The organism is Ruegeria lacuscaerulensis, from assembly GCF_013031245.1.
Taxonomy (GTDB): domain Bacteria; phylum Pseudomonadota; class Alphaproteobacteria; order Rhodobacterales; family Rhodobacteraceae; genus Ruegeria; species Ruegeria lacuscaerulensis_C.
Map to the genome: position 1 here is coordinate 212,832 of NZ_WPZL01000006.1, position 21,611 is coordinate 234,442.

The 21,611-nt window shown below is 56.5% G+C and carries 26 protein-coding genes and 1 tRNA gene; 18 read left to right on the forward strand and 9 right to left on the reverse strand.

Annotated elements, in window-relative coordinates; genetic code table 11:
* Positions 1-4 precede the first annotated feature (4 nt).
* Entirely contained in the window at positions 5-1,483 is a 1,479-nt protein-coding gene (dacB, locus tag GOX66_RS10745) for a D-alanyl-D-alanine carboxypeptidase/D-alanyl-D-alanine endopeptidase (RefSeq protein WP_170762427.1), read from the forward strand.
* Between the two features lie 2 nt (positions 1,484-1,485).
* Here dacB and GOX66_RS10750 read toward each other — a convergent pair whose 3' ends face one another.
* Positions 1,486-1,908: a tellurite resistance TerB family protein gene (locus GOX66_RS10750; RefSeq protein ID WP_170386033.1), complete on the reverse strand. Its 423-nt coding sequence runs from the start codon at positions 1,906-1,908 to the stop codon at positions 1,486-1,488.
* An 83-nt stretch (positions 1,909-1,991) separates the two neighbouring features.
* Positions 1,992-2,459 (reverse strand): Lrp/AsnC family transcriptional regulator, encoded by a 468-nt coding sequence (locus GOX66_RS10755; protein WP_170762429.1) that lies wholly within the window; start codon positions 2,457-2,459, stop codon positions 1,992-1,994.
* A gap of 108 nt (positions 2,460-2,567) precedes the next feature.
* Between GOX66_RS10755 and GOX66_RS10760 the strand changes: the two genes are divergently transcribed.
* From GOX66_RS10760 to GOX66_RS10780, 5 genes are all read left to right on the forward strand, one after another.
* The gene (locus GOX66_RS10760) at positions 2,568-3,368 is read left to right on the forward strand and encodes a phenylalanine 4-monooxygenase (RefSeq protein ID WP_170762431.1); all 801 of its coding nucleotides are present in this window, start codon (positions 2,568-2,570) and stop codon (positions 3,366-3,368) included.
* Positions 3,369-3,375: 7 nt separating this feature from the next.
* On the forward strand, positions 3,376-3,729 hold the full coding sequence (locus tag GOX66_RS10765; RefSeq protein WP_170762433.1) for a 4a-hydroxytetrahydrobiopterin dehydratase: 354 nt from the start codon (positions 3,376-3,378) through the stop codon (positions 3,727-3,729).
* A gap of 123 nt (positions 3,730-3,852) precedes the next feature.
* Positions 3,853-5,427 (forward strand): lysine--tRNA ligase, encoded by a 1,575-nt coding sequence (locus tag GOX66_RS10770; protein WP_170762435.1) that lies wholly within the window; start codon positions 3,853-3,855, stop codon positions 5,425-5,427.
* Between the two features lie 48 nt (positions 5,428-5,475).
* Positions 5,476-5,877, forward strand: coding sequence for a DUF4864 domain-containing protein (locus GOX66_RS10775; protein ID WP_170762437.1), 402 nt, complete (start codon positions 5,476-5,478; stop codon positions 5,875-5,877).
* Positions 5,878-6,013: 136 nt separating this feature from the next.
* Positions 6,014-8,302: a glycosyl hydrolase family 28-related protein gene (locus tag GOX66_RS10780; RefSeq protein ID WP_170762439.1), complete on the forward strand. Its 2,289-nt coding sequence runs from the start codon at positions 6,014-6,016 to the stop codon at positions 8,300-8,302.
* A 44-nt stretch (positions 8,303-8,346) separates the two neighbouring features.
* Here the strand turns inward: GOX66_RS10780 and GOX66_RS10785 are convergent, their stop codons facing one another.
* The gene (locus GOX66_RS10785; RefSeq protein WP_170762442.1) at positions 8,347-9,009 is read right to left on the reverse strand and encodes a hypothetical protein; all 663 of its coding nucleotides are present in this window, start codon (positions 9,007-9,009) and stop codon (positions 8,347-8,349) included.
* A 145-nt stretch (positions 9,010-9,154) separates the two neighbouring features.
* Here GOX66_RS10785 and GOX66_RS10790 point away from each other — a divergent pair, with 145 nt between their 5' ends.
* The gene (locus GOX66_RS10790) at positions 9,155-9,481 is read left to right on the forward strand and encodes an antibiotic biosynthesis monooxygenase family protein (protein WP_170762443.1); all 327 of its coding nucleotides are present in this window, start codon (positions 9,155-9,157) and stop codon (positions 9,479-9,481) included.
* Between the two features lie 65 nt (positions 9,482-9,546).
* Positions 9,547-9,954 (forward strand): universal stress protein, encoded by a 408-nt coding sequence (locus GOX66_RS10795; RefSeq protein WP_170762445.1) that lies wholly within the window; start codon positions 9,547-9,549, stop codon positions 9,952-9,954.
* Here GOX66_RS10795 and GOX66_RS10800 read toward each other — a convergent pair.
* Positions 9,939-10,442, reverse strand: coding sequence for a HugZ family pyridoxamine 5'-phosphate oxidase (locus GOX66_RS10800; protein WP_170762447.1), 504 nt, complete (start codon positions 10,440-10,442; stop codon positions 9,939-9,941). The genes GOX66_RS10795 and GOX66_RS10800 overlap by 16 nt on opposite strands.
* A 224-nt stretch (positions 10,443-10,666) precedes the next feature.
* On the opposite strand from GOX66_RS10800, the gene GOX66_RS10805 reads away from it, so the two are divergent.
* The 3 genes from GOX66_RS10805 (at position 10,667) to GOX66_RS10815 (ending at position 11,821) form a co-directional block, all read left to right on the forward strand.
* Entirely contained in the window at positions 10,667-11,011 is a 345-nt protein-coding gene (locus tag GOX66_RS10805; RefSeq protein WP_170762450.1) for an excalibur calcium-binding domain-containing protein, read from the forward strand.
* 115 nt (positions 11,012-11,126) lie between these two features.
* Complete coding sequence (locus tag GOX66_RS10810; protein WP_170762452.1) at positions 11,127-11,417, forward strand: antibiotic biosynthesis monooxygenase family protein; 291 nt, start codon at positions 11,127-11,129, stop codon at positions 11,415-11,417.
* 50 nt (positions 11,418-11,467) lie between these two features.
* Positions 11,468-11,821, forward strand: a complete 354-nt coding sequence (locus GOX66_RS10815; RefSeq protein ID WP_170762454.1) for an MmcQ/YjbR family DNA-binding protein — start codon at positions 11,468-11,470, stop codon at positions 11,819-11,821.
* Here the strand turns inward: GOX66_RS10815 and GOX66_RS10820 are convergent.
* From GOX66_RS10820 to GOX66_RS10840, 5 genes are all read right to left on the reverse strand, one after another.
* Positions 11,818-12,525 (reverse strand): ORF6N domain-containing protein, encoded by a 708-nt coding sequence (locus GOX66_RS10820; protein ID WP_170762456.1) that lies wholly within the window; start codon positions 12,523-12,525, stop codon positions 11,818-11,820. The genes GOX66_RS10815 and GOX66_RS10820 overlap by 4 nt on opposite strands.
* A 160-nt stretch (positions 12,526-12,685) precedes the next feature.
* Positions 12,686-12,985 carry a hypothetical protein gene (locus GOX66_RS10825; protein ID WP_170762458.1) on the reverse strand — a complete coding sequence of 100 codons (300 nt, stop codon included), beginning with the start codon at positions 12,983-12,985 and terminating at the stop codon, positions 12,686-12,688.
* Positions 12,986-13,045: 60 nt separating this feature from the next.
* Complete coding sequence (locus tag GOX66_RS10830; protein ID WP_170762460.1) at positions 13,046-13,549, reverse strand: DUF4238 domain-containing protein; 504 nt, start codon at positions 13,547-13,549, stop codon at positions 13,046-13,048.
* A 1-nt stretch (position 13,550) separates the two neighbouring features.
* On the reverse strand, positions 13,551-15,737 hold the full coding sequence (gene uvrB / locus GOX66_RS10835) for an excinuclease ABC subunit UvrB (protein WP_170762463.1): 2,187 nt from the start codon (positions 15,735-15,737) through the stop codon (positions 13,551-13,553).
* A gap of 81 nt (positions 15,738-15,818) precedes the next feature.
* Positions 15,819-16,298 carry an SRPBCC family protein gene (locus GOX66_RS10840; RefSeq protein WP_214652608.1) on the reverse strand — a complete coding sequence of 160 codons (480 nt, stop codon included), beginning with the start codon at positions 16,296-16,298 and terminating at the stop codon, positions 15,819-15,821.
* A 157-nt stretch (positions 16,299-16,455) separates the two neighbouring features.
* Here GOX66_RS10840 and GOX66_RS10845 point away from each other — a divergent pair, with 157 nt between their 5' ends.
* From GOX66_RS10845 to GOX66_RS10875, 7 genes are all read left to right on the forward strand, one after another.
* The gene (locus tag GOX66_RS10845; RefSeq protein WP_170762467.1) at positions 16,456-16,767 is read left to right on the forward strand and encodes an ETC complex I subunit; all 312 of its coding nucleotides are present in this window, start codon (positions 16,456-16,458) and stop codon (positions 16,765-16,767) included.
* 14 nt (positions 16,768-16,781) lie between these two features.
* Complete coding sequence (locus GOX66_RS10850; RefSeq protein WP_170762469.1) at positions 16,782-17,258, forward strand: GNAT family N-acetyltransferase; 477 nt, start codon at positions 16,782-16,784, stop codon at positions 17,256-17,258.
* 21 nt (positions 17,259-17,279) lie between these two features.
* Positions 17,280-17,356 (forward strand) — tRNA-Arg (locus GOX66_RS10855).
* A 171-nt stretch (positions 17,357-17,527) separates the two neighbouring features.
* The gene (iolG, locus tag GOX66_RS10860; protein ID WP_170762471.1) at positions 17,528-18,541 is read left to right on the forward strand and encodes an inositol 2-dehydrogenase; all 1,014 of its coding nucleotides are present in this window, start codon (positions 17,528-17,530) and stop codon (positions 18,539-18,541) included.
* A 120-nt stretch (positions 18,542-18,661) separates the two neighbouring features.
* Positions 18,662-19,582, forward strand: coding sequence for a sugar ABC transporter substrate-binding protein (locus GOX66_RS10865; protein WP_170762473.1), 921 nt, complete (start codon positions 18,662-18,664; stop codon positions 19,580-19,582).
* A 67-nt stretch (positions 19,583-19,649) separates the two neighbouring features.
* The gene (locus GOX66_RS10870) at positions 19,650-20,756 is read left to right on the forward strand and encodes an ABC transporter permease (protein ID WP_170762475.1); all 1,107 of its coding nucleotides are present in this window, start codon (positions 19,650-19,652) and stop codon (positions 20,754-20,756) included.
* Position 20,757: 1 nt separating this feature from the next.
* Complete coding sequence (locus tag GOX66_RS10875; RefSeq protein ID WP_170762477.1) at positions 20,758-21,579, forward strand: ATP-binding cassette domain-containing protein; 822 nt, start codon at positions 20,758-20,760, stop codon at positions 21,577-21,579.
* The last annotated feature ends 32 nt before the right edge of the window (positions 21,580-21,611 follow it).

Sequence of the window (21,611 nt, forward strand, 5' to 3'; positions counted from 1 at the left end):
ACCCATGATTGATCGTTGTTCGCGTCGCTCATTTCTTGCTGGCCTGGGTGCCTCATTTGTTTCAGGCACGGTTCTGGCGGATGCTCCTTTGGAATCGCTGCGTCCGCAGCTTCGGGGTGTGCAACCAAGCGGGGCAGAACGGCTTATTCAGGCCGCTGGCTTGCGGGGTGAGGTTGCCTTTGCAGTGGCTGATGCCGAAACCGGCACCACGCTGGAGGCGTTCGGAGGTGAACAGGGATTGCCTCCTGCCAGTGTCGCGAAGGCGCTGACTGCGTTGTATGCACTGGACGTTCTGGGCGCGGATTTTCGGTTCGAAACCGCATTGATGGCAGATGGACCGATCGAGAATGGAATCTTAAAAGGCGATCTGATCCTCGTGGGGGGTGGAGACCCGCTGTTGGATACGGATGCGCTGGCTACTATGGCCGCCAATTTGCGCGAGGCCGGTATCACCGAGGTCCGTGGGGCTTTCAAGGTCTACGACGGGGCCTTGCCATATGTGTTCAGCATCGACCCCGGACAGCCCGATCATCTGGGCTATAGCCCGGCCATCAGCGGCATATCACTGAACTTCAATCGGGTGCATTTCGAGTGGGCGCGCAAGGGCACCGGTTATGACGTGTCCATGGATGCGCGCAGTTCCCGCTACACGCCATCAGTTGATATGGCCGCGATGCGGGTGGAGAGCCGCAACCTTCCAATCTACACCTATGGGCCCAGTGCGCGACAGGATCGCTGGACAGTGGCCAAGGGTGCGCTGGGTAACGGCGGTGCCCGTTGGTTGCCGGTGCGCAAACCAGCGTTATATGCGGGCGATGTATTTCGAACATTGGCCCGGTCGAATGGGATTGTGCTGAGCCGTATCCAGATTACGCGCGAACCGCCGCAAGGCACCGTTTTGGTCGTGCATCAAAGCGATCCACTGGAAAGCATTCTGCGCGGTATGCTGAAATACTCGACCAACGTGACGGCGGAAATGGTTGGGATGGCAGCCTCGAGAGCGCGCGGCGCTAAGCTGCAAACCCTGGCTGATTCAGCCGCCGAAATGAAACGCTGGGCGACCGAGACCTATGGTGTGACCGGGATTGCGATGGTGGACCACTCAGGACTTGGCGATGCATCGCGTATGGTACCGGGTGATCTGGTAACCGCGCTGGTGGCAGCAAGGAAAGAAGGGTTGCTGCGACCTCTGCTGAAAAAGTTCAGTCTTTTGGACAGTCAGGGGCGACCGGTCAAAAACCACCCGATCAAAGTCGACGCCAAAACCGGAACGCTGAATTTTGTGTCGGGTCTGGGTGGGTTCATAACGGCACCGGATGGCTCGGAACTGGTTTTTGCAATCTTCACCGCTGATGTCGACCACCGCGCCACTATTCCGCGCGCGCATCGCGAGCGCCCGCAAGGCGCGCGCAGTTGGAACAGCAGGTCGCGCAAATTGCAGCGCGCATTGATTGAACGCTGGGGAACGATGACCGGCAGCTGAGGTCAGGTCGTATGGCGCGCCCGCGCACCGCGTTCGATGGCGGCAGCGTGCAGGCGGTCGATGTTCAACTCGTACCGGATTTCTTCCAACAGGCGCAGTTCGGTTTCCGCCAGCGACCCGTCCGCTGCGGCTACGTCACAGGCCAGCGCATAGGCGGTTTCGTTCAGCCGCTCGGGCAGGTTGTCGCGGATCAGGCCAAACAGCGCGTCCAGCCCGTCCTCTTGCTCGAACAGATCAAACACGGTCTGCGAGACACGGCGCGTGCGGTCGATGTCATATTCGGCAAAAACCGGCAGCATGTTAACTGCGCCTTCGATTTTGACCAGCTCGGCCGTGCGGATGGTCTCATCTGACGCAGAGACCGCAACCATGATCGCGACAAGGCAATCCTGTGGGGACATCGGGTGTGGAACTTGTTCGGTCATGGTGTCGTCCTGATTGGGCTGTTCTGAGCGCGCACGATAGGAGGGCTGAGGGATAGGTTCAACGGGTTTTGATCCACGTGTCGCTAGAGAATGGGCAATGGTCCCCTCGTTTTCGTCTGACGCAGCACGAAATTGCTGCGCGTATCACGAACGAGGCCGGATTTCAGCAGCCTCTGCATGATGAAATGTTCAAGATCTTCCGGAGTTTTGGCATAGACCTTCAGAATGAAATCGTGGTCCCCGGTAATCGAGGCGCATTCGACGATCTGTGGCTCGGCCTCGATCAGCCGCAGAAAAGAATTGATGCTGTCTTCCTGATGATCACGCAGAGCTACGTGGACATACGCTATGGCATCCAGACCGACAGCTTTGGCACGCACCTGTGCGGTGTAACCAGATATCACTTCTACGGTCTCAAGATCACGAACACGACGCCAGCATTGCGAGGCGGAAAGACCGGTTCGATCTGCAAGGTCCTGCATGGACAGACGGCCGTCTGTCTGAAGCTCTTGCAAAATGGCGATGTCAGCGGGTTGAAGGGTTTGTTTCATAAAATATGATCCAGCGATATATATTTGCCAAAGTACTGTGAAAAAACCGGTATTCCAAACCAAAATTCTCGGGGCGTGGGGCTACACTTTTCTTAAGGAGGAGTAGTGATGCCAAAGTCGACCAAATACGTCGCCAAGGTTGCCGATGAACGCGGCCATATTAAATACACGGCAGAAGAGGACGCCGTTTGGGCTGATCTATATGCCGCGCAGCAGGACAACGTGCAACGCTACATGGCACGTGACTATATTGACGGGCTGGCGCGTTTGGACTTGCCGAAAACCTCTGTTCCCTCCTGCGCGGATATCTCTGAACGGCTTTTGGACATGACGGGGTGGCGAATTCAGCCCGTTCCCGCGCTGATCGGGTTCAAGACATTCTTTGGCATGCTGGCGGACCGCGTTTTTCCCGCCGCGTCTTTCATACGATCTCGCGAGGATTTCGACTACATCGAAGAACCGGACATTTTTCACGAGATTTTCGGCCATACGCCTTTGCTGAGTGATCCCCGGTTCGCAGCTTTCAGCCATGCCATCGGCAAGGCTGGGGTTCATGCTGGTGACAAAGACTATTCCTGGCTGATCCGGCTGTACTGGTTCTCGATCGAATTCGGACTGCGCCGTCAGGATGGTGAAATCAAAGCGCTTGGGTCCGGTCTTGCGTCTTCGCCGACCGAGTTGGTCTATGCCGTGGAAAGCGACATCCCGGACCGGGATCCGTTCGATATCCTGACAATTCTGCGTACGCCGTATCGGATTGACATGCACCAGATGGGGTATTTCATGTTAAATGACCCTGAGGAGCTTTTTGCCGCTGCCGACCGCGACCTGCTGGCAGATGTGCGCAGTGCTCAGTCCCTTGGACTGTTGCCGAACAAGTTCCCTGAAAAATCAACCGCTGCGGAGTGATCGGACTATGACCATATCAGGAGAAACCTGTAGCCTTTCGGACCGAACCTGTGTGCCCTGCTCCGGTGGCATCCCGGCTTTGACCCGTGACGAGGCAAACACCCACCTGGCCGAACTTGCGGACGAATGGAAGCTGGACGCCGAGGCAAAGGCGTTGAGCCGTCATTACAAGTTCAAAGGTTTCGCCAAGGCGACCTATCTTGCAAACCTCTGCGCCTGGCTGGCCGATCAGCAGGGGCATCACCCTGATGTTTCGTTCGGATGGGGGTATGTGGACGTCAAACTGACCACGCATGAAATCGGCGGGCTCAGTGAGAATGATTTCATTTGGGCGGCCAAGTTGGACCAATTGACCGGCTGAACCGGTTTCCCGTCAGGAAAAACCGCGCGCTTTATTGACTCATGCTGCACCGGCACAATAGGAGGGGTCGGTCGGTTGCATGGGGCGATCGGCGCTGTTTTTCCCGATGGAGCTTTAAATCAAATGTCTGAACTGCGTGAAACCGCTATGACGTCCAAGGCTTGGCCTTTCGAAGAGGCGCGCCGGTTGCTCAATCGTTACAGACAAGGGGCTCCGGAAAAGGGCTATGTGCTGTTCGAAACCGGCTATGGCCCCTCGGGCCTGCCGCATATTGGTACGTTTGGCGAGGTAGCGCGAACCACCATGGTCAAGCGCGCGTTTGAGGCGCTGTCGGATGTCCCGACCAAGCTGATCTGTTTCTCGGATGATCTGGACGGCATGCGCAAAGTGCCCAGCAACGTGCCGAACCCAGAGGCGCTGGAAGAACACCTGCAGCGGCCGCTGACTTCGGTCCCTGATCCATTCGGCGAATATCCCAGCTTTGGTGAGCACAACAACGCGATGCTGCGCCGCTTCCTCGATACTTTCGGGTTCGAGTACGAGTTTTATTCGGCGCGGGATTTCTATCGGTCCGGCCAGTTCGACGAGATCCTGAAGCGGGCGGTTGAAAAGTATGATGACGTGATGGCCATCATGTTGAAAAGCCTGCGAGAAGAACGCGCGGCGACCTATTCGATCTTCCTGCCGATCCACCCGGACACCGGTCGGGTTCTGTATGTTCCGATGAAGAAGGTCTGTGCCGAGACATATACCATCACCTTCGACGACGAAGACGGCAAGGAATGGACTCTGCCTGTCACCGGCGGCAACGTGAAGCTGCAGTGGAAGCCGGACTTCGGCGCGCGCTGGGCGGCGCTGGGCGTCGATTTCGAAATGTACGGCAAGGAACACGCCACCAACGAGAAAATCTATGACGCGATCTGCCGTGCGCTGGGTGGTCGTGCACCGGAACACTTCTCGTATGAGTTGTTTCTGGATGAAAACGGCCAGAAGATTTCCAAATCATCCGGCAATGGTGTGTCGATTGACGAGTGGCTGACCTATGCGTCGACTGAAAGTCTGGCCTACTTCATGTATCAGAAGCCCAAGACGGCGAAGCGGATGCATTTCGACGTGATCCCGAAAGCTTATGATGAGTATCATCAGCAGCTACGGGCCTATCCGGGTCAGGAGCTGAAGGCGCAGCTGAACAACCCAGTTTGGCATATCCACGGTGGAAACGTACCTGAATCGACGTTGATCGTGCCCTTTGCGATGCTGTTGAACCTTGCATCGGTGTCTGGGGCTGAGGACAAAGAAGCGCTGTGGGGCTTTATCCGCCGCTATGCCCCTGAGGCGACTGCGGAAACGCATCCCGACCTGGATCAGGCGGCGGGTTTTGCCGTGCGCTACTTCAATGACTTCGTCAAACCGACGCGCCAGCATCGTGCACCGACCGATCAGGAACGAGATGCATTGGAAGCCCTGAAGGCTTCGCTTGAGGCCTATGATGGACCGATCGAGGACGAAGCGCTGCAATCGGTGGTCTATTCCATCGGACGCGAACGGTTCGACCCGATGCGCGGTTGGTTCACTGCGCTGTACGAGGTTCTGTTGGGTGCTTCGCAAGGCCCACGCTTTGGTGGCTTTATTGCGCTTTACGGCGTGCCTGAAACGATTGCTCTGATCGACAAGGCATTGGCCGGAGACCTGGTATGAATTGACCTGATACAGCGTGGGGCTACCCTTTCGACAGGAGGTGGTCCCATGCGTCGTTTAATACTGGCCGTATCGCTTAGTGCTGGATTGGCTACGGGCGTATTTGCCCAAAGCGCCGAGATCGAGGCGAATATCGCGGCGCAGATTCAGGCATTCAAGGCGGATGATTTTGCCACCGCCTTCACTTTCGCCAGCCCTAATATCCAGCGTTTGTTCCGAAGCCCCGAGAATTTCGGTGCTATGGTCCGTAGCGGTTATCCTATGGTCTGGCGCCCTGCGGATGTACGGTTTCTGGAACTGCGCGAAGTCGCAGGTTCACTGTGGCAGAAAGTTATGGTCGTGGATGGCCGCGGGCGGGTACACATTCTGGACTATCAGATGGTGCTTCAGGAAAACGGTTGGAAGATCAACGGCGTACAGCTGTTGGGAAATTCAGACCCTGCTGCCTGACGCAACACCACCGTACGGTGATATGAGCGGCAGTTAATCCCTTTTCGATACTCAGACTTTTGCGTTCGGGGCGGCCCCGGACACTGGGTTTATGCGCGCGTTGAATTACTGCGGCGCGAATGGGAAAGGGATTTCTATGAACAAGGCAATCACCGACGGTATCGTTTTCATGCCGCCTGCTTTTGCAAATGGTCTGAACGTGTGGTCCAGTGGCGACGGGACGCCGGGCTCACCAACATACGATGGTTCGGGCATCGGGGCGTTTGTTCCGGCGGATGCGGATTTCGGCGGCTGTCTTGAAATCCTGAAAGTCAGCGCAACCCAGCGACTGCGTTACATGGGCCAGACACCTTTGTTGCCGGGGTGCTATTTGCAGATCAAAGCGAAGGTCAAGGCGATCAGCGGTCCGTTGCCCGAAGTGCGGATCGCCGGTTGGGCCGGCGGTGCGGGTGACGTGCAGGTTACGGGTGTGGTTGAGCAGGGTCCGGCAACTCAGCTTTCCGGCTATGGCACAGTACATGAGATTACCGCCATTGTTGGCACCGGTCAGCGAGATGGAGTGGATATGCCTTGGGGTGTCGATGCTCTCTATGGTCATTTCGGTCTGGATCTTGATGGTGCGAACGGCGCTGTTGTTAGGGTTGACGATATCAAAATTACCGACGTCTCTGGTGTGTTCCTGCGCGATCTGATCAGCCTGGTCGATGTGCGAGATTTCGGGGCTGTGGGCGACGGTGTGGCTGACGACTCGGCTGCCTTTGAAGCTGCGGATCAAGCCGCGAGCGGGCGCAGGGTTTTCGTCCCTGAGGGGACATACCTGCTCGCGCAGAACACCACGATGTCGTCCGAAATGGAGTTTGAGGGCACTGTTACCATGCCCGATGACAAAATGCTGTTGCTGACAAAGAACTTTGATTTGCCAGCCTATATTTCAGCCTTTGGTAACGAGGCGCTGGCCTTCAAGAAAGCTTTTCAGGCGCTGCTGAACAACTCGGATCATGAATCGCTTGATTTGGGTGGTCGCAAGATTTCTGTTAGCGAGCCAATTGACATGGCAGCTGCAGTCCCGAACAAGCAGAACGGGTTTTCGACGCGGCGCGTGATCCGCAACGGACAATTTGATGTTCAAAGCAGTTCGGCGTGGGATACTAAGTTATTTACCTCAGTCGCGACCTACAATCCTTCAAGCCCCACCCGCCTGACCAATGTCGCTAATGTAGCAAACATTCCTGTCGGCGCGCGACTGTTGGGCAGTGGTGTTGGGCGCGAGATTTATGTCCGCTCCAAAAATGAAGGTGCCGGTGAGATCACACTGAACGCGCCAATTTTCGATGCGTCCGGGACGCAGACTTTTACGTTTGTCTCATATAAGTATCTGTTGGATTTCAGCGGTTTCAGCACGCTGCGTAAATTCGGAATGGAAGAGATTGAATTTCAGTGCAATGGACGTTGCAGTGCGATCCGCCTGGCCCCATCGGGCAGCACCTTTGCGGTTACGAACTGCTTTATCAGCCGCCCAAAGGATCGTGGGATCACCTCGATCGGGACCGGCTGTCAGGGCATGCTGATCGACAACTGTCAGTTTCTGTCGGCAGAAGAGTCATACGACGTCTCTGACCGTGTCTCGATCGCGCTGAACGCGACGGCAAACGACGTCAAGTTGCGGCATAACCGTGCTGTGCGTTTCCGGCATTTCGCTGTTCTGGGCGGCACAAACGACATGATCCTTGGCAACCACTTTTTTCAGGGAGATAGTGTTCCGCAAGGTGTACGCACGGCCGGCTTGATCATGATCGGCACATATAACAGCTCGACCATCGCTGAAAACTACGTCGACAACTGCTTTATTGAATGGACCAATGAGCGGGACGAAAAACCAAGTTATACCGCGGGATACTCGTTCAGTGCGATGAGCATCACGGACAATATTTTCTATTCCAGCGAAGTCGCACCTTGGTTCAGTTATATTGTCATTCGTCCGCATGGCGGAGGCCATTTCCTGAACGGTGTGATCGTTACAGGCAACAAGTTTCGGTCGACCAGCGGCAATATAAGCCGGGCGGAAAGTGTGGATACAACATTTGCCGATTTGAACGCGAATGCGCATCTGAACGTGACTTTCGAGAATAATACCTTTCACGGAGTGTCGAAAAAGGTTGCGAACCCTTTGCGACTCCGACACTTGCAGAACACTGCGGCCCAGGCGTGGACGATTGCGTCACAGGGGCAACTGCCATTTGGCGGTAAGGCGCGTAGCTGCGATGCCGTCACAGCCCTTGCGCCGTTGAAGAATAGCTTTGGGGTCACCACATATGCGACCCCTTACGTCGAGCTGGAGCAAGGAACAGTTGGCAACCAGATCCGATTGCGCTGGCCCGAAGCGGTGCGTGGAACAGTATCCACCATTATCCGAATGGAGCGCTGACCACCTTGAAGGCCGCCTTTAGCGAGGCGGCCTTGTTCTATACTTCAAAACTCGTTCCAGATTGCAATTATTAGCCCTGTATCACTGCGGGCACCAGTGCGTTCCAGGCCCAGAACCCATGCGGTTTGGCTTTTCCGGGTTTTGATCATGACTGATGGCCGTACCCTCCAGAACAGCGATTTGTTCGAGGTATGGGCCGTTTCGATCTGTATCAGCGGATTAACGAGACGCTGCGCTGACAGACCCGCCGTTACATCCAGTTTGCGAAACACTGCGTCATGGGTTCGGTTTTCCAGCGCGGCGTCAATGACCAGCCAGCCGTTGCCCCATCCTGTCTGAAATCCTTTGCCATAAGACAGAGTCACTTTGTACAACGCCCAGGCCCTTGCGTGCCTGTGATGGGCTCCGGCACCCAGTTCGGCCGCGAAACGCCCCCGACGATCAAAATCGGCAATCGGAACCCGGGCGAACAAAAGGGCGTGACCGTAAAAATCCCGGTTTTCCTCAAAATCAAAACCGACTGTCAGATTCGACCTCAAGCCCCACTCTGCATAAAGCGACGATTTGTAATCATAGCTGCCATCGGAGTCTTTGAACGCGGTCACAGAGGCCGCCGTGAATGCAGCGTCCTTTTCGCGCAGCCAAGCGCCGGATTGGGCCGGCGCAGCGGCAAGCAAAAGAGTGAGAAGCAGAAAAACCCGGTACATGCGCGCAGCATCTGCCAGCATGGTTAACGGTTGGTTAGTATTTTGTTCATTTTTGGTAAACCGTCAAATAAGCCCGGGCGGAAAAGGAAACACAAGACGTTTCCAAATCCTGTGTTAGGCTTACGAAAGATAAGGGAGAATCCAGATGCCGAAGATTTCCAAGAACGCGAGCGTCCAGACCGTCATCACTACATTCGAAATGACCCCAGGCACCTGCCACGATCTGCTCGAGGCGCTAACCGATGCCTATGCAGAGTTCATTTCAAAGCAGCCAGGCTTTATTTCGGCGGGGCTGCATGTAAACGACGCGCAGACACGGATTGCCAACTATTCGCAATGGCAACGTCGCGAAGATTTTCTGGCCATGTTGCGAACCCCGGAAATGCGCGACCGCAACCGCAAGATCAACGAGCTGTGCAAAAGCTTCGAGCCGGTGATGTATGACGTGGCAGAGACATTTGGCGGCTCCTGACCTGGATCAAGGCGGTAACACTTGGCGCGTCGCAAGCTGACCCTAAGAAAATGGAGGTGTGCGTCATGTATCACAACATTCTTGTTCCCATTTCTTTTGATGCCGAACGGGACATTTCCGGCCCATTGAAACTGGCTGAGATATTGGCGACACCGGATGCTATGGTGACGCTGCTGCATGTGGTCGAACATATTCCGAACTATGCGATCTCATACATGCCGCCCGAATACCTGTCCGAAGCCCGCAAGGCAGTTCAGAGAGAGCTGGATGATTTGGCTGCAAAGCTACCAAACGCAAAAGGAGTGGTGATCGAAGGGCATTCCGGGCGAACCATTCTGGATTGGGCCGAAGAGCATAAGCCGGATTTGATCATCATGGCCTCTCACCGTCCAGGAATGCAGGATCTTTTGCTTGGCTCAACGGCGAACCACGTGGTCCGCCACGCTGCCTGTGCGGTTCACGTGGTGCGCTGATCCGGCCCGAGGTCCGCTGCGGCAAGGCGCCATGCCTTGCCAAAACCACTATTCAACACCGCGTCTGAAATTTCAAAGCGGACAAAGCCGAAATCTGCGAAATCAACGTATAGCTTCGCTTTAGGGCGCAAAGTCAGGTACCGAACGCGCAGTTTGGCATGTTCTGCGGTGTCGCGAGTGATGAACTTGGCGGCGGCATGCAACGTCAAACGCGGATGTGTCAGCGGATCACCTGTGTCGCTAGGCTCTCCGATCAAAAGCGCGCAAGCCGGTTGAGAGTGCAGAGCCCGCGTGTGATCGGCCAGCGTGGATATCAGTGTTATCAGGTGTCCTGTCTCATCCGTTGCCAAAGCAACGCGGGATACCGAGGGCAACCCGTTGTCAGGGCGCAACGTGGCGAGGGCGCCGTAGGTCGCATCTTCGATCAGGTCGCAGGCCAATTTGCGCGCTATGCTATCCGCAGGGCGGAAGGGGTCTGCATTTGTCATGATCTGTATCGTGTCCCAGCGGTCTGATGCACCTCAAAATAGCCTGATCTTATTTTCAGTGCGAGGCATCGATGTGGCGTTCCTGAGGGGACAGTTAGTGCCGGTTCAGTCTCGGTTTCGCCACAAATCTGGTTTATCCGGTTCGCATGGCGATCTTTAAACCCCGGCCTAACGCACAAATAACCGACACGGGCACTTCTGGGCGCGTGAAACGGGCGGAAGCCTTGCGCAGACGCGCGCTGTCGCCGGTGCGCATTCTGATTATGGTCCTCATGTTGCCGGTGACGACGCTGGTGATTGCTGTGGGGGTCTACATGCGCACATCCGAATTTGAACCCGAAGAGGCCCTGATCCATCTGATTGCTCTGGCTGGATGCAAGCCGGTAGAATCTCTGGTGCCCGGGCCGTTTTTGGCCGGCGGGCCCGGGTATCATTTGCGCAACGATCCCGATGGCGACGGCGTTGCGTGCGGAACCTATTCGCTGCCAACGACGCAAAATACATCGCCGCAGCAGGCCGAAAGCCCAGGTCGCCGGGCAGTTGGCAACGCCAAATTTGTGCGGCCCTGACCGGCGGACTGCCCCCAAGGCCCGTCTCTGCGTAAAAAGTTAACTGTGCTACTATCCCCGCGACGGGCCGTTTTGGCTGTCATTGGGGGATTTCACCCGGAAAGGGAAGAAAGACATGTTTGCACGTATTACCCAGTTTAAAATGAAACCCGGCATGCGGGATGCCGCCGAGGCGAAAATGAATGAAATGAAAGACCAGATCATGGGCATGGACGGCATGCACAGCTTTACCAATGTCATGAACAAGGACGGCACTGGTTTCGTCGTTGCGGTTGTGAAAAGCGAGGAAACATCAAACGCCAACGCCCCCAAAGTGGCCGAGCTTTGGGGGCATTTTGCCGAGTTCCTCGAAGGTCCGCCATCGCCCGCCGGGTACGACGTGGTTGTCCACTGGGACAAAGGTTAAGACCCTTTCCGCGCTTGCATAAATCCGGTCGATCATCAAATCTGGGGTGAATGACCCGCGATGAGTTCAACACGTTCTGCGCAAGCCTCAAGGCCACCTCTCACGTGGTGCAATGGGGCAATGCAGATGTGTGGAAAGTGGGCGGCAAGGTGTTTGCGGTCTGCGGTTGGAACGATGGGCGTGATGCATTTACCTTCAAGGCCACCGATCTGGCTTTTGAGGTCCTTGGCGACGAACCCGGCATCCGCCCAGCGCCTTATCTGGCGTCACGGGGGATGAAATGGCTGCAGGTCTATGAGGAACACGGAATGAGCGATACCTCACTGCGTGAACATATCGTGACGTCTTATGATCTGGTTGTTGCCAAGCTGACCAAAAAGTTGCGGGCGGAGTTGGGGGTTTAACCCTTCATCGCGTGCAGCAATTCCAGCAGCCGTTTGCGGTCGTCATCGTCGGTGTAATCACCGGCCGCCAGACGCTCAGCGATGCTGAGGCGCAGGCGTTCGTGTTGGGTGCGCACCTCTTCCCCGGCGGTTTCGGCGAGAGTCTTCATGATCGCCGCCACCGCCTGCTGGCGCTTGGTGGTGGGGTTGGCGATGTAATCGACAAGGCTCTGCTGTCCGGAATCGAGAATGTTTTCGGCCAGATCGCGCAGTTGATCGCCATTGGGCAGCAGCGGGGCGGGGGCATCCTCGGGCGCCAGAATTTCGGGCACGCTGCGCGGGGTCTCGGCCAGCGCGTTTGCGCCGTCGACAAAGGCTTCGGTGATCATGCGGGTGATCCTGATGGCGCGCGGGTCCTTGAACAGGGCCGAGGCGATGGCCACGCCGTAATCCGTATAGACCCAAGGATTGACCCGCCGCCCGCCGCGGCCCTTGGGTTTTGAGATCACATTCTGTGATTGCAAATCGGCGACCTCGGCATCGGTCAGCTGAAATCGGTAGCCCTCGAACAGGTCCTTGTTGCGCGAGACGGCCTGATTAAAGGCGCTGACGGATTTTCCGTAGAACTGCGCCAGATCCTCGGCCAGCACCACGCGGGTGCCGCGCACCCGGTGTATGGCGCTTTGGACCTCATGCGTGCTGGGCAGGGTGTTCGGGTTCGTCATGGCAACCGTTTGGAATCACAATTTGTGATTTCAAACGTGGAGGAGGGAGGGTTGGGGTGCAAGTTTGAAGTGTGGGGAGGTGTGTAGGATGGGTTTCCCAGTCATATGTTGGAGTGACCCAAAAGACGATAGGTTGGAAACCCATCCTACATTTGCTCGCTCACCACGCTGAAGCTGTAAGCGATTGAATCAATGGTTTTGAGGTAGATGCGACCGCTCTACTATTTTTGGCTAAGGCACGATTGATTTTTCGAACGGCATTGTCGTCAAACGATACACAGTCGGGAGCCGAATAGTCGGCGACAAAGCCTACTGCAATTTTCGGAGTAAAAGTTGTCCACTCCTCGACACCTAACTCACCCAACTCTTGCTTGGGATAATCTTCAAATCTTGCGACAGGATTGCTGGAGACAATGAACTGCTTGTTCGAGCGCTTCGGTGTGCCAATAACAATCTTCATCTTTTCAAGCCTAGAAAGGATTTTTGTAGATTGCCGCCCAAAGTTTTCTACTCGGCTATTTCACAAAGCTCGCGCTCTAAAGTTTTCATCGTTAAGAAGCAACTTCTCTTCGTAAGTCAAGGGTCGGTACGCCGCCTCAAACTCGCTTTCAAGATCGGCCGTGAAGGTTTCCTCAGCCACCTCTTGGACAATCGGGTCAATGAAATCCGGGGATCTTTTCTTATGATTGTAAAAAAACTGAATAAACCTGTACCGAAGCTCTCTACTAGGAAAAGCCAGAATGCCAGTTTCGAGTGCACGCTGAAAAGCACCCACCCACTCCGGAATATAGTTGTCTAATTCATAAGCGAAGAACTTCTCAATAGTATCATCTTTTGAGCCATCATTGCGTTCGAAAGAGTTAAAGTGCATTCGCCGAAAAACGCTGTCGATGTTCCGGCGCTCAGGAACCTTAGAGCCAGATTGTTTGGACAAATAAAACAGTGACTCACCAGATACACAGAAATTATGAAGTATCGCTTTGGCAACATAATGGTGTTTGCTGGAAACTTGTTGTTTGTTCAAACTACCGCTTCCTCCGCTTCACATTCCCGCCCCGCTGCCCCGGCCGACCAGCCGTTGACCGACCGCGCGATTTCACGGCGTCTTCCGAGGCTTTCTCGACTGCCCACTGGCGCGCCATGGGGTCGTCGGCGACGGCCAGGTCGACCGCTTCCAGACGTTTGATCTCATCCCGGATATTGGCGGCCTCTTCGAATTCCAGGTTCTCGGCGGCTTTGCGCATCTGGTCGCGCAACCCGTCCAGATGGGCCTCGAGGTTGGCGCCGTGCATCGGTTTGTCGATGGTGGCGGTGACGCGGTTCATGTCGACGTCGCCTTCGTAGAGACCGGCCAGAACGTCCTCGACATTCTTCTTCACCGTCTCCGGCGTGATGCCGTGTTCCTCGTTGTAGGCGAGCTGTTTCGCGCGGCGGCGGTTGGTTTCCTCCAGCGCGCGTTCCATGGAACCGGTGATCTTGTCGGCATACATGATCACCCGCCCGTCGGCATTCCGCGCGGCGCGGCCGATGGTCTGGATCAGCGAGGTCTCAGAGCGCAGAAAGCCCTCTTTATCCGCGTCCAGAATGGCGACCAGCCCGCATTCGGGGATGTCGAGGCCTTCGCGCAGCAGGTTGATGCCGATCAGCACGTCGAAAGCCCCCAGACGCAGGTCACGCAGGATTTCGATGCGCTCCAACGTGTCGATGTCCGAGTGCATGTAGCGGACCTTGATGCCCTGTTCGTGCAGGTATTCGGTCAGGTCTTCGGCCATGCGTTTGGTCAGCGTGGTAACCAGCGTGCGATAGCCGTCGGCGGCCACTTTGCGCACCTCGTCCAGCAGGTCGTCCACCTGCATCGACACGGGGCGGATTTCGACCTCGGGGTCCAAGAGGCCGGTGGGCCGGATCACCTGTTCGGTGAAGACGCCGCCGGTCTGTTCGATCTCCCACTTTGCCGGGGTGGCCGAGACGAAAACGGATTGCGGGCGCATGGCGTCCCATTCCTCGAACTTGAGGGGGCGGTTGTCCATGCAGGACGGCAGTCGGAACCCGTGTTCGGCCAGCGTGAACTTGCGCCGGTAGTCGCCCCGGTACATGCCGCCGATCTGTGGGACTGAAACGTGGGATTCATCGGCAAAAACGATGGCGTTGTCGGGGATGAATTCGAACAGGGTCGGGGGTGGTTCTCCCGGTGCGCGGCCCGTCAGATAGCGCGAGTAGTTTTCGATACCGTTGCAGACGCCGGTGGCCTCGAGCATTTCCAGATCGAAGTTGGTGCGCTGTTCCAGACGCTGGGCTTCCAGCAGTTTGCCCTCACCGACCAACTGGTCGAGCCGGATGCGCAATTCCTTTTTGATGCCGATGATCGCCTGCTGCATCGTAGGTTTCGGCGTCACGTAGTGGGAGTTCGCATACACCCGCACCTGTTTCATCGTGGCTGCGCGTTCGCCGGTTAAGGGATCGAATTCGGTGATCTGTTCCAGTTCCTCACCGAAGAAGGACAGTTTCCAGGCACGATCCTCAAGGTGGGCGGGCCAGATTTCCAGTGAATCACCGCGCACCCGGAAGGATCCGCGCTGAAACGCCTGATCGTTGCGGCGGTACTGCTGTGCGACCAGATCGGCCATCACCTGCCGCTGGTCGTAATCCTTGCCGACCTTCAGATCCTGCGTCATCGCCCCGTAGGTTTCGACCGAACCTATACCGTATATGCAGGACACCGAGGCCACGATGATCACATCGTCCCGCTCCAGCAAAGCCCGGGTGGCCGAGTGGCGCATCCGATCGATCTGTTCGTTGATCTGGGATTCTTTCTCAATATAGGTGTCCGACCGCGCGACATAGGCCTCGGGCTGATAGTAGTCGTAGTAGGAAACGAAATACTCGACTGAATTCTCGGGAAAGAACCCTTTGAATTCGCCGTAAAGCTGCGCCGCCAGCGTCTTGTTGGGCGCCAGAATGATTGCGGGGCGCTGGGTTTCCTCGATCACCTTGGCCATGGTGAAGGTCTTGCCCGTACCCGTCGCGCCCAGCAGTACCTGGTCACGTTCGCCATCAAACACGCCGCCGGTCAGCTCTTTGATCGCGGTCGGCTGGTCGCCCGCAGGGGCAAACTCTGTGTGCATGACGAATTGCTTGCCGCCTTCGAGCTTCAGGCGTGCGCGAACGTCATCGGCGCTCAGCTGGGTCTTGTCGGAATGGGCGTATGGCATGGGCAGGCTCCGGGTCAGGTCCCTACATTTGTTCTTATTTTGTCCAACTGCAAGGCCCGATCCGGTCTAGAATCCGCAGTTTCAATAATAGGCGTACTGACGGTAAGAATTTTGACCGGGCTGAACCTTTTTGGCGAGTGCTTTCAAGTTGTCATCCAATACCCGGCCCATCGCAGCCTTCAGCAGCGTTTGCCCCATCAGCCATCCCAACGGGCCATACTTCATCCGATAATCCATGCTCCAGATGACCCGCGACTGGCTGTTCGCAAGTGTCTCGATGGTGATGGCCGCATATGCTTCGGTCAAAGGCATTGCCTGCATTTCCGACAGCCGGACACGATAGCCTCGGTTGGTTTGCCAATCGGTCACTTCTTCAATCAAGGAAGTTCCATTTTCAAAATGGCAACGCCGTTTCGACCCAACGCCGTTCTGGCCATCGGTCAAAGCATCCACGGATTTTACCTGCGGTGCGAATTCATCGATATTCATGAACCGACCCAAAACGGCCCAGACAGCCTCGGGGCTGGCATCGATTTCCAGACTTCTTTCAAAGTGAATCATCTTTTTGTCCTCTACTCGGGGCGTGAGCGAGGTATAGGGAACACTGATGACAGTTTCTGGCATCAGAGGGCAGCGGGTGCCGCGACAATTGCGATCTTGTCCCCGCTCGCGCTCTAGCGCATAAACAAGCCCAGCCAAGTGAGCACGGAGAGGCGACATGCGCGCACGGATTTACAAGCCTGCAAGAAATGCGATGACTTCGGGGATGGCCAAGACCCACAAATGGGTTCTGGAATACGCTCCCGCGTCTGCGCGCGAGGTTGATCCGCTGATGGGCTGGACCTCTTCGTCGGATACGCAGACACAGGTGCGCCTGAAATTCGACACCAAGGAAGAGGCGCTGGATTACGCCAAGGACCACGGGATCGACGCGCAGGTCAGCGAACCGCACAAGCGCAAGCCTAACCTGCGTGCTCGTGGTTATGGTGAGAATTTCGCCACCGACCGCCGTGCGCCTTGGACCCACTGACCGAGCCGCATTGCATGATCGAAATCCGCGAGGCTGACCCGACTTCGGACGCGATGCGCCCGCTGGTCGAGGCGCATTTTGCCCATAGCGAAACGGCGGGGCCTGCGGAAAGCAATCACACCATGGGCGCGGAGGCTCTGGCAGAGCCAGGCATTCGCTTCTGGGCGATGTATGAAGCTGGTAAGCCAGTGGGGTGTGGCGCGCTCAAAGCGCTCCCGGATGGAACGGCCGAAGTGAAATCCGTGCATGTGGTATCCGACGTCCGCGGGCGCGGACTGGCGCGCACTTTGATGAATCACTTCGCTGATTTGGCTAATTCCGAGGGGATTACAGCACTGGTTCTGGAGACCGGAGCAGATCATCTGCGCGAATATGACGCCGCGCGCAAACTCTATGAGGCGCTGGGATATTCCTATTGTGGCCCGATCTATGGCTATGAGGACGATCCGAACAGCGCCTTCATGCGCTTGGCTCTTGAACCCCGCCCGTAAAAACCGCAAGAAGGGCACAGCGGTCCCGTAGCTCAACTGGATAGAGCAGCTGACTTCTAATCAGCAGGTTGAGGGTTCGAGTCCTTCCGGGATCGCCATTTCTGTTTCAACTGAGAAAACCTCATAGGGATTGCGGCGTCGATCCCGGCTGATCTGGCCGGTTTCGTATGCCGTGACTTAAGTTCATTTCAGGTTTCCTGAGAAATATCTTGCAACCGGTTGCAAAGCGAAACATTGTGTCGCTCAAATAAAGGAATCGGGAGAACCGCATGCTCAGAATCGGATTGCTTGGTGCTGGACGGATAGGCCGCGTACATGCGCAGGCCATAATCTCGCATCCACAAAGCCAACTTTGTGCGTTGTCCGACGCGAATTCCGAAGCCGCCGAAAGCCTTGCGGCCGAACATGATGCGACTGTGCGCAGTTCTGAAGAAATTATTGCCGATCCTTCGATCGATGCGGTTCTGATCGCCACTCCGACGGACACGCATTCTGACCTGATTGAAGCGGCAACGCGGGCCGGTAAGGCCGTCCTTTGTGAAAAGCCTGTCGACCTCGACCTTGAACGGGCTATCGCTTGCAAGTCGATTGCCGACGCAACGGGCCAACCTGTCATGGTCGGCTTCAACCGCAGGTTTGACCCCAGCTTTTCCGCTCTGAAATCGGCCGCCGACCGCGATGAGATTGGAGCAGCCGAAATGCTGTCGATCACGTCCTTCGACCCGGCCCCGCCGCCGGTCAGTTACGTCCAGGTTTCAGGTGGTCTGTTCCGGGACATGATGATCCATGATTTTGACATGGCCAACTTTCTGATGGGCCAGTTGCCCCAGCATATTTCCGCCGTGGGCACGTCGATAATCGATCCCGAGATTGGTCGGGCTGGCGACGTAGATACTGCCGTTGTTACAATGTCTTACGCTGACGGAAAGATCGCGGTCATCAAGAACTCCAGACGCTCGGTTTATGGCTATGACCAGCGGATCGAGCTATTGGGTTCGGGCGGGCTGCTGCAGGCACACAACATCCTTGAGAACTCGGTCGTCAAATCGACGGTTGACGGTGTTGTCGGGGCAAAGCCGACATACTTTTTCCTCGAACGTTATATGCCGGCCTACCGCGCGGAATGGGACGCGTTTGTTACGGCGGCGCTGTCCGGATCTGCGATGCCGGTGACGTTGGATGATGGCGTTGCCGCCCTTGCGATGGCCGAGGCCGCGACCCGGTCGGCGCAGTCTGGAAGGCCGGTTGCGATGAGTGAAGTTTTGAAACCGGTTGCAAAATGAGTGGATATCCTGAAACTGAGACAAGCCCCGTCTCGTTTTGGGGTGAGAGAGATTCGGTCCGTCCGAATTATTGGGCTGAAGCCCGGCAATAAGACAAATTGTTCAAATGGGAGGAAACCAATGAATAAGTTCGTAAAAGGCGCACTGGCTGCCAGTGCTCTGGCGCTGGCCACGCCTGCGTTTGCGCAGGAAATCGTGGTCGTATCGCACGGTCAGGCGAATGATGCGTTCTGGAATGTCGTCAAAAACGGTGTTGAGCAGGCAGGCAAGGATGTCGGCGTAAATGTGGAATACCGCGCGCCCGAGACCTTTGACATGGTGGCTATGTCGCAGCTGATCGACGCTGCCGTGAACCAGGAACCCGACGGGCTGATCGTTTCAATCCCCGATGCGGATGCGCTTGGGCCGTCAATCGAACGCGCTGTTGAGGCCGGTATCCCGGTGATCTCGATTAACTCGGGTTCGGATGTGTCCAAGGAACTGGGCGCGCTGCTGCATGTCGGTCAGGACGAATTCGATGCCGGTAAGGCAGCAGGTGAAGCGTTAGCCTCGATGGGTGGCACGACCGCCATCTGTGTGAACCATGAAGTGGGCAACGTCGCGCTGGACCTTCGCTGTGCCGGTTTTGCCGAGGGTTTTGGTGGCAACGTCGAAGTACTTCCGACTTCGAACGACCCATCGGAAATCGAGTCGAAAGTGGCCGCTGCTTTGGCCGCCAACGAAGCCATCGACACCGTAATGGCACTGGGCGCCAGCTCGGCTGGTGAGCCTACGGTTGAGGCCGTCACAGGGTCGGGCCGTGATGTGAACGTCGCTTCGTTCGACCTGTCTGCGAACTTCCTGCAGTCGATCGCCGATGGTGACGCAGCTTTTGCCATCGACCAGCAACAGTACCTGCAGGGCTATCTGGCGGTGAACTTCATGGGACTGCATGCCAAATACGGTCTGATGCCAGGCGGCAACGTACCTTCGGGTCCGAATCTAGTGACCTCAGACAAGGCTGCTCAGGTAATCGAGCTGTCGTCGCAGGGCATCCGGTAAGCACACCGGACTGTGAAAACCTGAAGCGGCGCGGGCTGCGCCGTTTCAACCGAATTGGGAGGGAAACATGAGTCAGTCAGCGCAAGTTGCAGCGGACGAAAGGGTCAAGAAAGAGCCCTTTCTGACCAAGTTAATGAAACGCCCCGAACTTGGCGCCATGGCTGGTGTCATTCTGGTCTTCATCTTCTTCGCGATCACCGCGGATGACTCGATGTTCACCCTTGCCGGGGTCATGAATTTCATGACGCCTGCGGCACAGCTGGGCATTCTCGCCATCGGGGCCGCGTTGCTGATGATCGGTGGAGAATTCGACCTGTCGATTGGCTCGATGGTCGCATTCTCCGGTCTATTCTTCGGTGTCTGCGTGGTGACCTGGCAATTACCACTTATCTTCGCGATCCCGATGACATTTGTGTTTGCAGCCATGGTCGGCGCGGTAAACGGCAACATCGTGATCCGCTCGGGTCTGCCATCTTTTATCGTGACGCTGGCGTTTCTGTTCATCCTGCGAGGCCTGTCACTGGTCGGCCTGAAAATGGCGACCGGAGGCTCGACGCAGCTGCGTGGCGTACGCGACGCGGTCGAAAATGACTGGCTGGCACCATTCTTTTCGGGCGAGGCATTCGGCAGTCTGTTTGCATGGCTGGCGGCAAACGGCATGATTGATACGTTCAAAAGCGGCGCTCCCAAGGTGCCGGGGATTCCGGTTGAGATTCTGTGGTTCATCGTGCTGGCGCTGGCCGCGACCTATGTATTGCTGCGCACACCGGCGGGAAACTGGATCTTCGCCTCGGGTGGTGACAAGGTTGCCGCGTCGAATTCGGGTGTTCCGGTGAACCGCGTCAAAGTCTCGCTTTTCATGCTGACCGCCTGTTGTGCCGCGATGGTGGCGATCATCACGGTGATGGATGCGGGTTCAACCGACGCACGCCGGGGTTTCCAAAAGGAATTCGAGGCGATCATCGCTGCAGTAATCGGCGGCTGTTTGCTGACCGGCGGCTACGGTTCGGCCATCGGGGCATTCTTCGGCTCGATCATCTTTGGCATGGTTGTCATCGGCCTGACCTACACCGATTTCGATCAGGATTGGTTCCAGGTCTTCCTGGGCGCTATGCTACTGATCGCCGTTCTGTTCAACAACGCGATCCGTAAACGCGTAACGGGGGAGCGCTGATATGACCGAAGATACCAAATTCCATCATGGCGATTCCGTGGCAGACGTGGCCCCGATCGTCCAAATGAAAGACATCGAAAAGCACTTCGGCAATATCATCGCTCTGGCCGGTGTCAGTTTCGATGTGAAACCGGGCGAGTGTCACTGCCTTCTGGGCGACAACGGTGCGGGCAAGTCGACCTTCATCAAAACCATGTCCGGGGTGCATAAACCCACCAAGGGCGAGATCTTCTTCGAAGGCAAACCGCTGCATTTCGACACGCCGCGGGATGCGATGGAGGCGGGCATTGCGACCGTGTTTCAGGACCTTGCGATGATCCCGCTGATGAGCGTTACGCGCAATTTCTTCATGGGTCGGGAGCCAACCAAGGGAAAAGGCCTGCTCAAGCGGTTCGATGTAGACACCGCCAACGACGTTTGCATGGAAGAGATGCGCAAGATGGGCATCAATTTGCGTGGGCCGGACCAGGCTGTGGGTACTTTGTCCGGTGGCGAGCGCCAAACCGTTGCCATTGCACGTGCCGTCTATTTCGGCGCGAAAATCCTGATCCTGGACGAACCGACTTCGGCGCTTGGTGTGCGTCAGACCTCGAATGTTCTGGCGACAATTGACAGGGTGCGCAGCCAGGGTGTCGGTGTTGTTTTCATTAGTCACAACGTGCGCCATGCGCTGGCGGTTGGGGATCGCTTTACCGTGCTGAACCGGGGCAAGACCCTGGGCACAGCGAAACGCGGCGAAATCACCCCCGAAGAACTGCAGGACCTTATGGCCGGCGGTCAGGAAATGGCCGAGCTTGAAGGATCTCTGTGTGGGACAGTTTAAAGCAAAGAAATTTGGGTGCCCTGTCTGACAGG

Coding starts and splice junctions, on each gene's coding strand:
- GOX66_RS10840 (WP_214652608.1), bottom strand. CDS start 16,298: ATGATTCACTTTGAAAGAAGTCTGGAAATCGATGCCAGCCCCGAGGCT.
- GOX66_RS10850 (WP_170762469.1), top strand. CDS start 16,782: ATGATCGAAATCCGCGAGGCTGACCCGACTTCGGACGCGATGCGCCCG.
- GOX66_RS10875 (WP_170762477.1), top strand. CDS start 20,758: ATGACCGAAGATACCAAATTCCATCATGGCGATTCCGTGGCAGACGTG.
- GOX66_RS10755 (WP_170762429.1), bottom strand. CDS start 2,459: ATGAAACAAACCCTTCAACCCGCTGACATCGCCATTTTGCAAGAGCTT.
- GOX66_RS10845 (WP_170762467.1), top strand. CDS start 16,456: ATGCGCGCACGGATTTACAAGCCTGCAAGAAATGCGATGACTTCGGGG.
- GOX66_RS10775 (WP_170762437.1), top strand. CDS start 5,476: ATGCGTCGTTTAATACTGGCCGTATCGCTTAGTGCTGGATTGGCTACG.
- GOX66_RS10770 (WP_170762435.1), top strand. CDS start 3,853: ATGTCTGAACTGCGTGAAACCGCTATGACGTCCAAGGCTTGGCCTTTC.
- iolG (WP_170762471.1), top strand. CDS start 17,528: ATGCTCAGAATCGGATTGCTTGGTGCTGGACGGATAGGCCGCGTACAT.
- GOX66_RS10780 (WP_170762439.1), top strand. CDS start 6,014: ATGAACAAGGCAATCACCGACGGTATCGTTTTCATGCCGCCTGCTTTT.
- dacB (WP_170762427.1), top strand. CDS start 5: ATGATTGATCGTTGTTCGCGTCGCTCATTTCTTGCTGGCCTGGGTGCC.
- uvrB (WP_170762463.1), bottom strand. CDS start 15,737: ATGCCATACGCCCATTCCGACAAGACCCAGCTGAGCGCCGATGACGTT.
- GOX66_RS10810 (WP_170762452.1), top strand. CDS start 11,127: ATGTTTGCACGTATTACCCAGTTTAAAATGAAACCCGGCATGCGGGAT.
- GOX66_RS10865 (WP_170762473.1), top strand. CDS start 18,662: ATGAATAAGTTCGTAAAAGGCGCACTGGCTGCCAGTGCTCTGGCGCTG.
- GOX66_RS10750 (WP_170386033.1), bottom strand. CDS start 1,908: ATGACCGAACAAGTTCCACACCCGATGTCCCCACAGGATTGCCTTGTC.
- GOX66_RS10815 (WP_170762454.1), top strand. CDS start 11,468: ATGACCCGCGATGAGTTCAACACGTTCTGCGCAAGCCTCAAGGCCACC.
- GOX66_RS10790 (WP_170762443.1), top strand. CDS start 9,155: ATGCCGAAGATTTCCAAGAACGCGAGCGTCCAGACCGTCATCACTACA.
- GOX66_RS10800 (WP_170762447.1), bottom strand. CDS start 10,442: ATGACAAATGCAGACCCCTTCCGCCCTGCGGATAGCATAGCGCGCAAA.
- GOX66_RS10785 (WP_170762442.1), bottom strand. CDS start 9,009: ATGTACCGGGTTTTTCTGCTTCTCACTCTTTTGCTTGCCGCTGCGCCG.
- GOX66_RS10795 (WP_170762445.1), top strand. CDS start 9,547: ATGTATCACAACATTCTTGTTCCCATTTCTTTTGATGCCGAACGGGAC.
- GOX66_RS10870 (WP_170762475.1), top strand. CDS start 19,650: ATGAGTCAGTCAGCGCAAGTTGCAGCGGACGAAAGGGTCAAGAAAGAG.
- GOX66_RS10820 (WP_170762456.1), bottom strand. CDS start 12,525: ATGACGAACCCGAACACCCTGCCCAGCACGCATGAGGTCCAAAGCGCC.
- GOX66_RS10760 (WP_170762431.1), top strand. CDS start 2,568: ATGCCAAAGTCGACCAAATACGTCGCCAAGGTTGCCGATGAACGCGGC.
- GOX66_RS10765 (WP_170762433.1), top strand. CDS start 3,376: ATGACCATATCAGGAGAAACCTGTAGCCTTTCGGACCGAACCTGTGTG.
- GOX66_RS10825 (WP_170762458.1), bottom strand. CDS start 12,985: ATGAAGATTGTTATTGGCACACCGAAGCGCTCGAACAAGCAGTTCATT.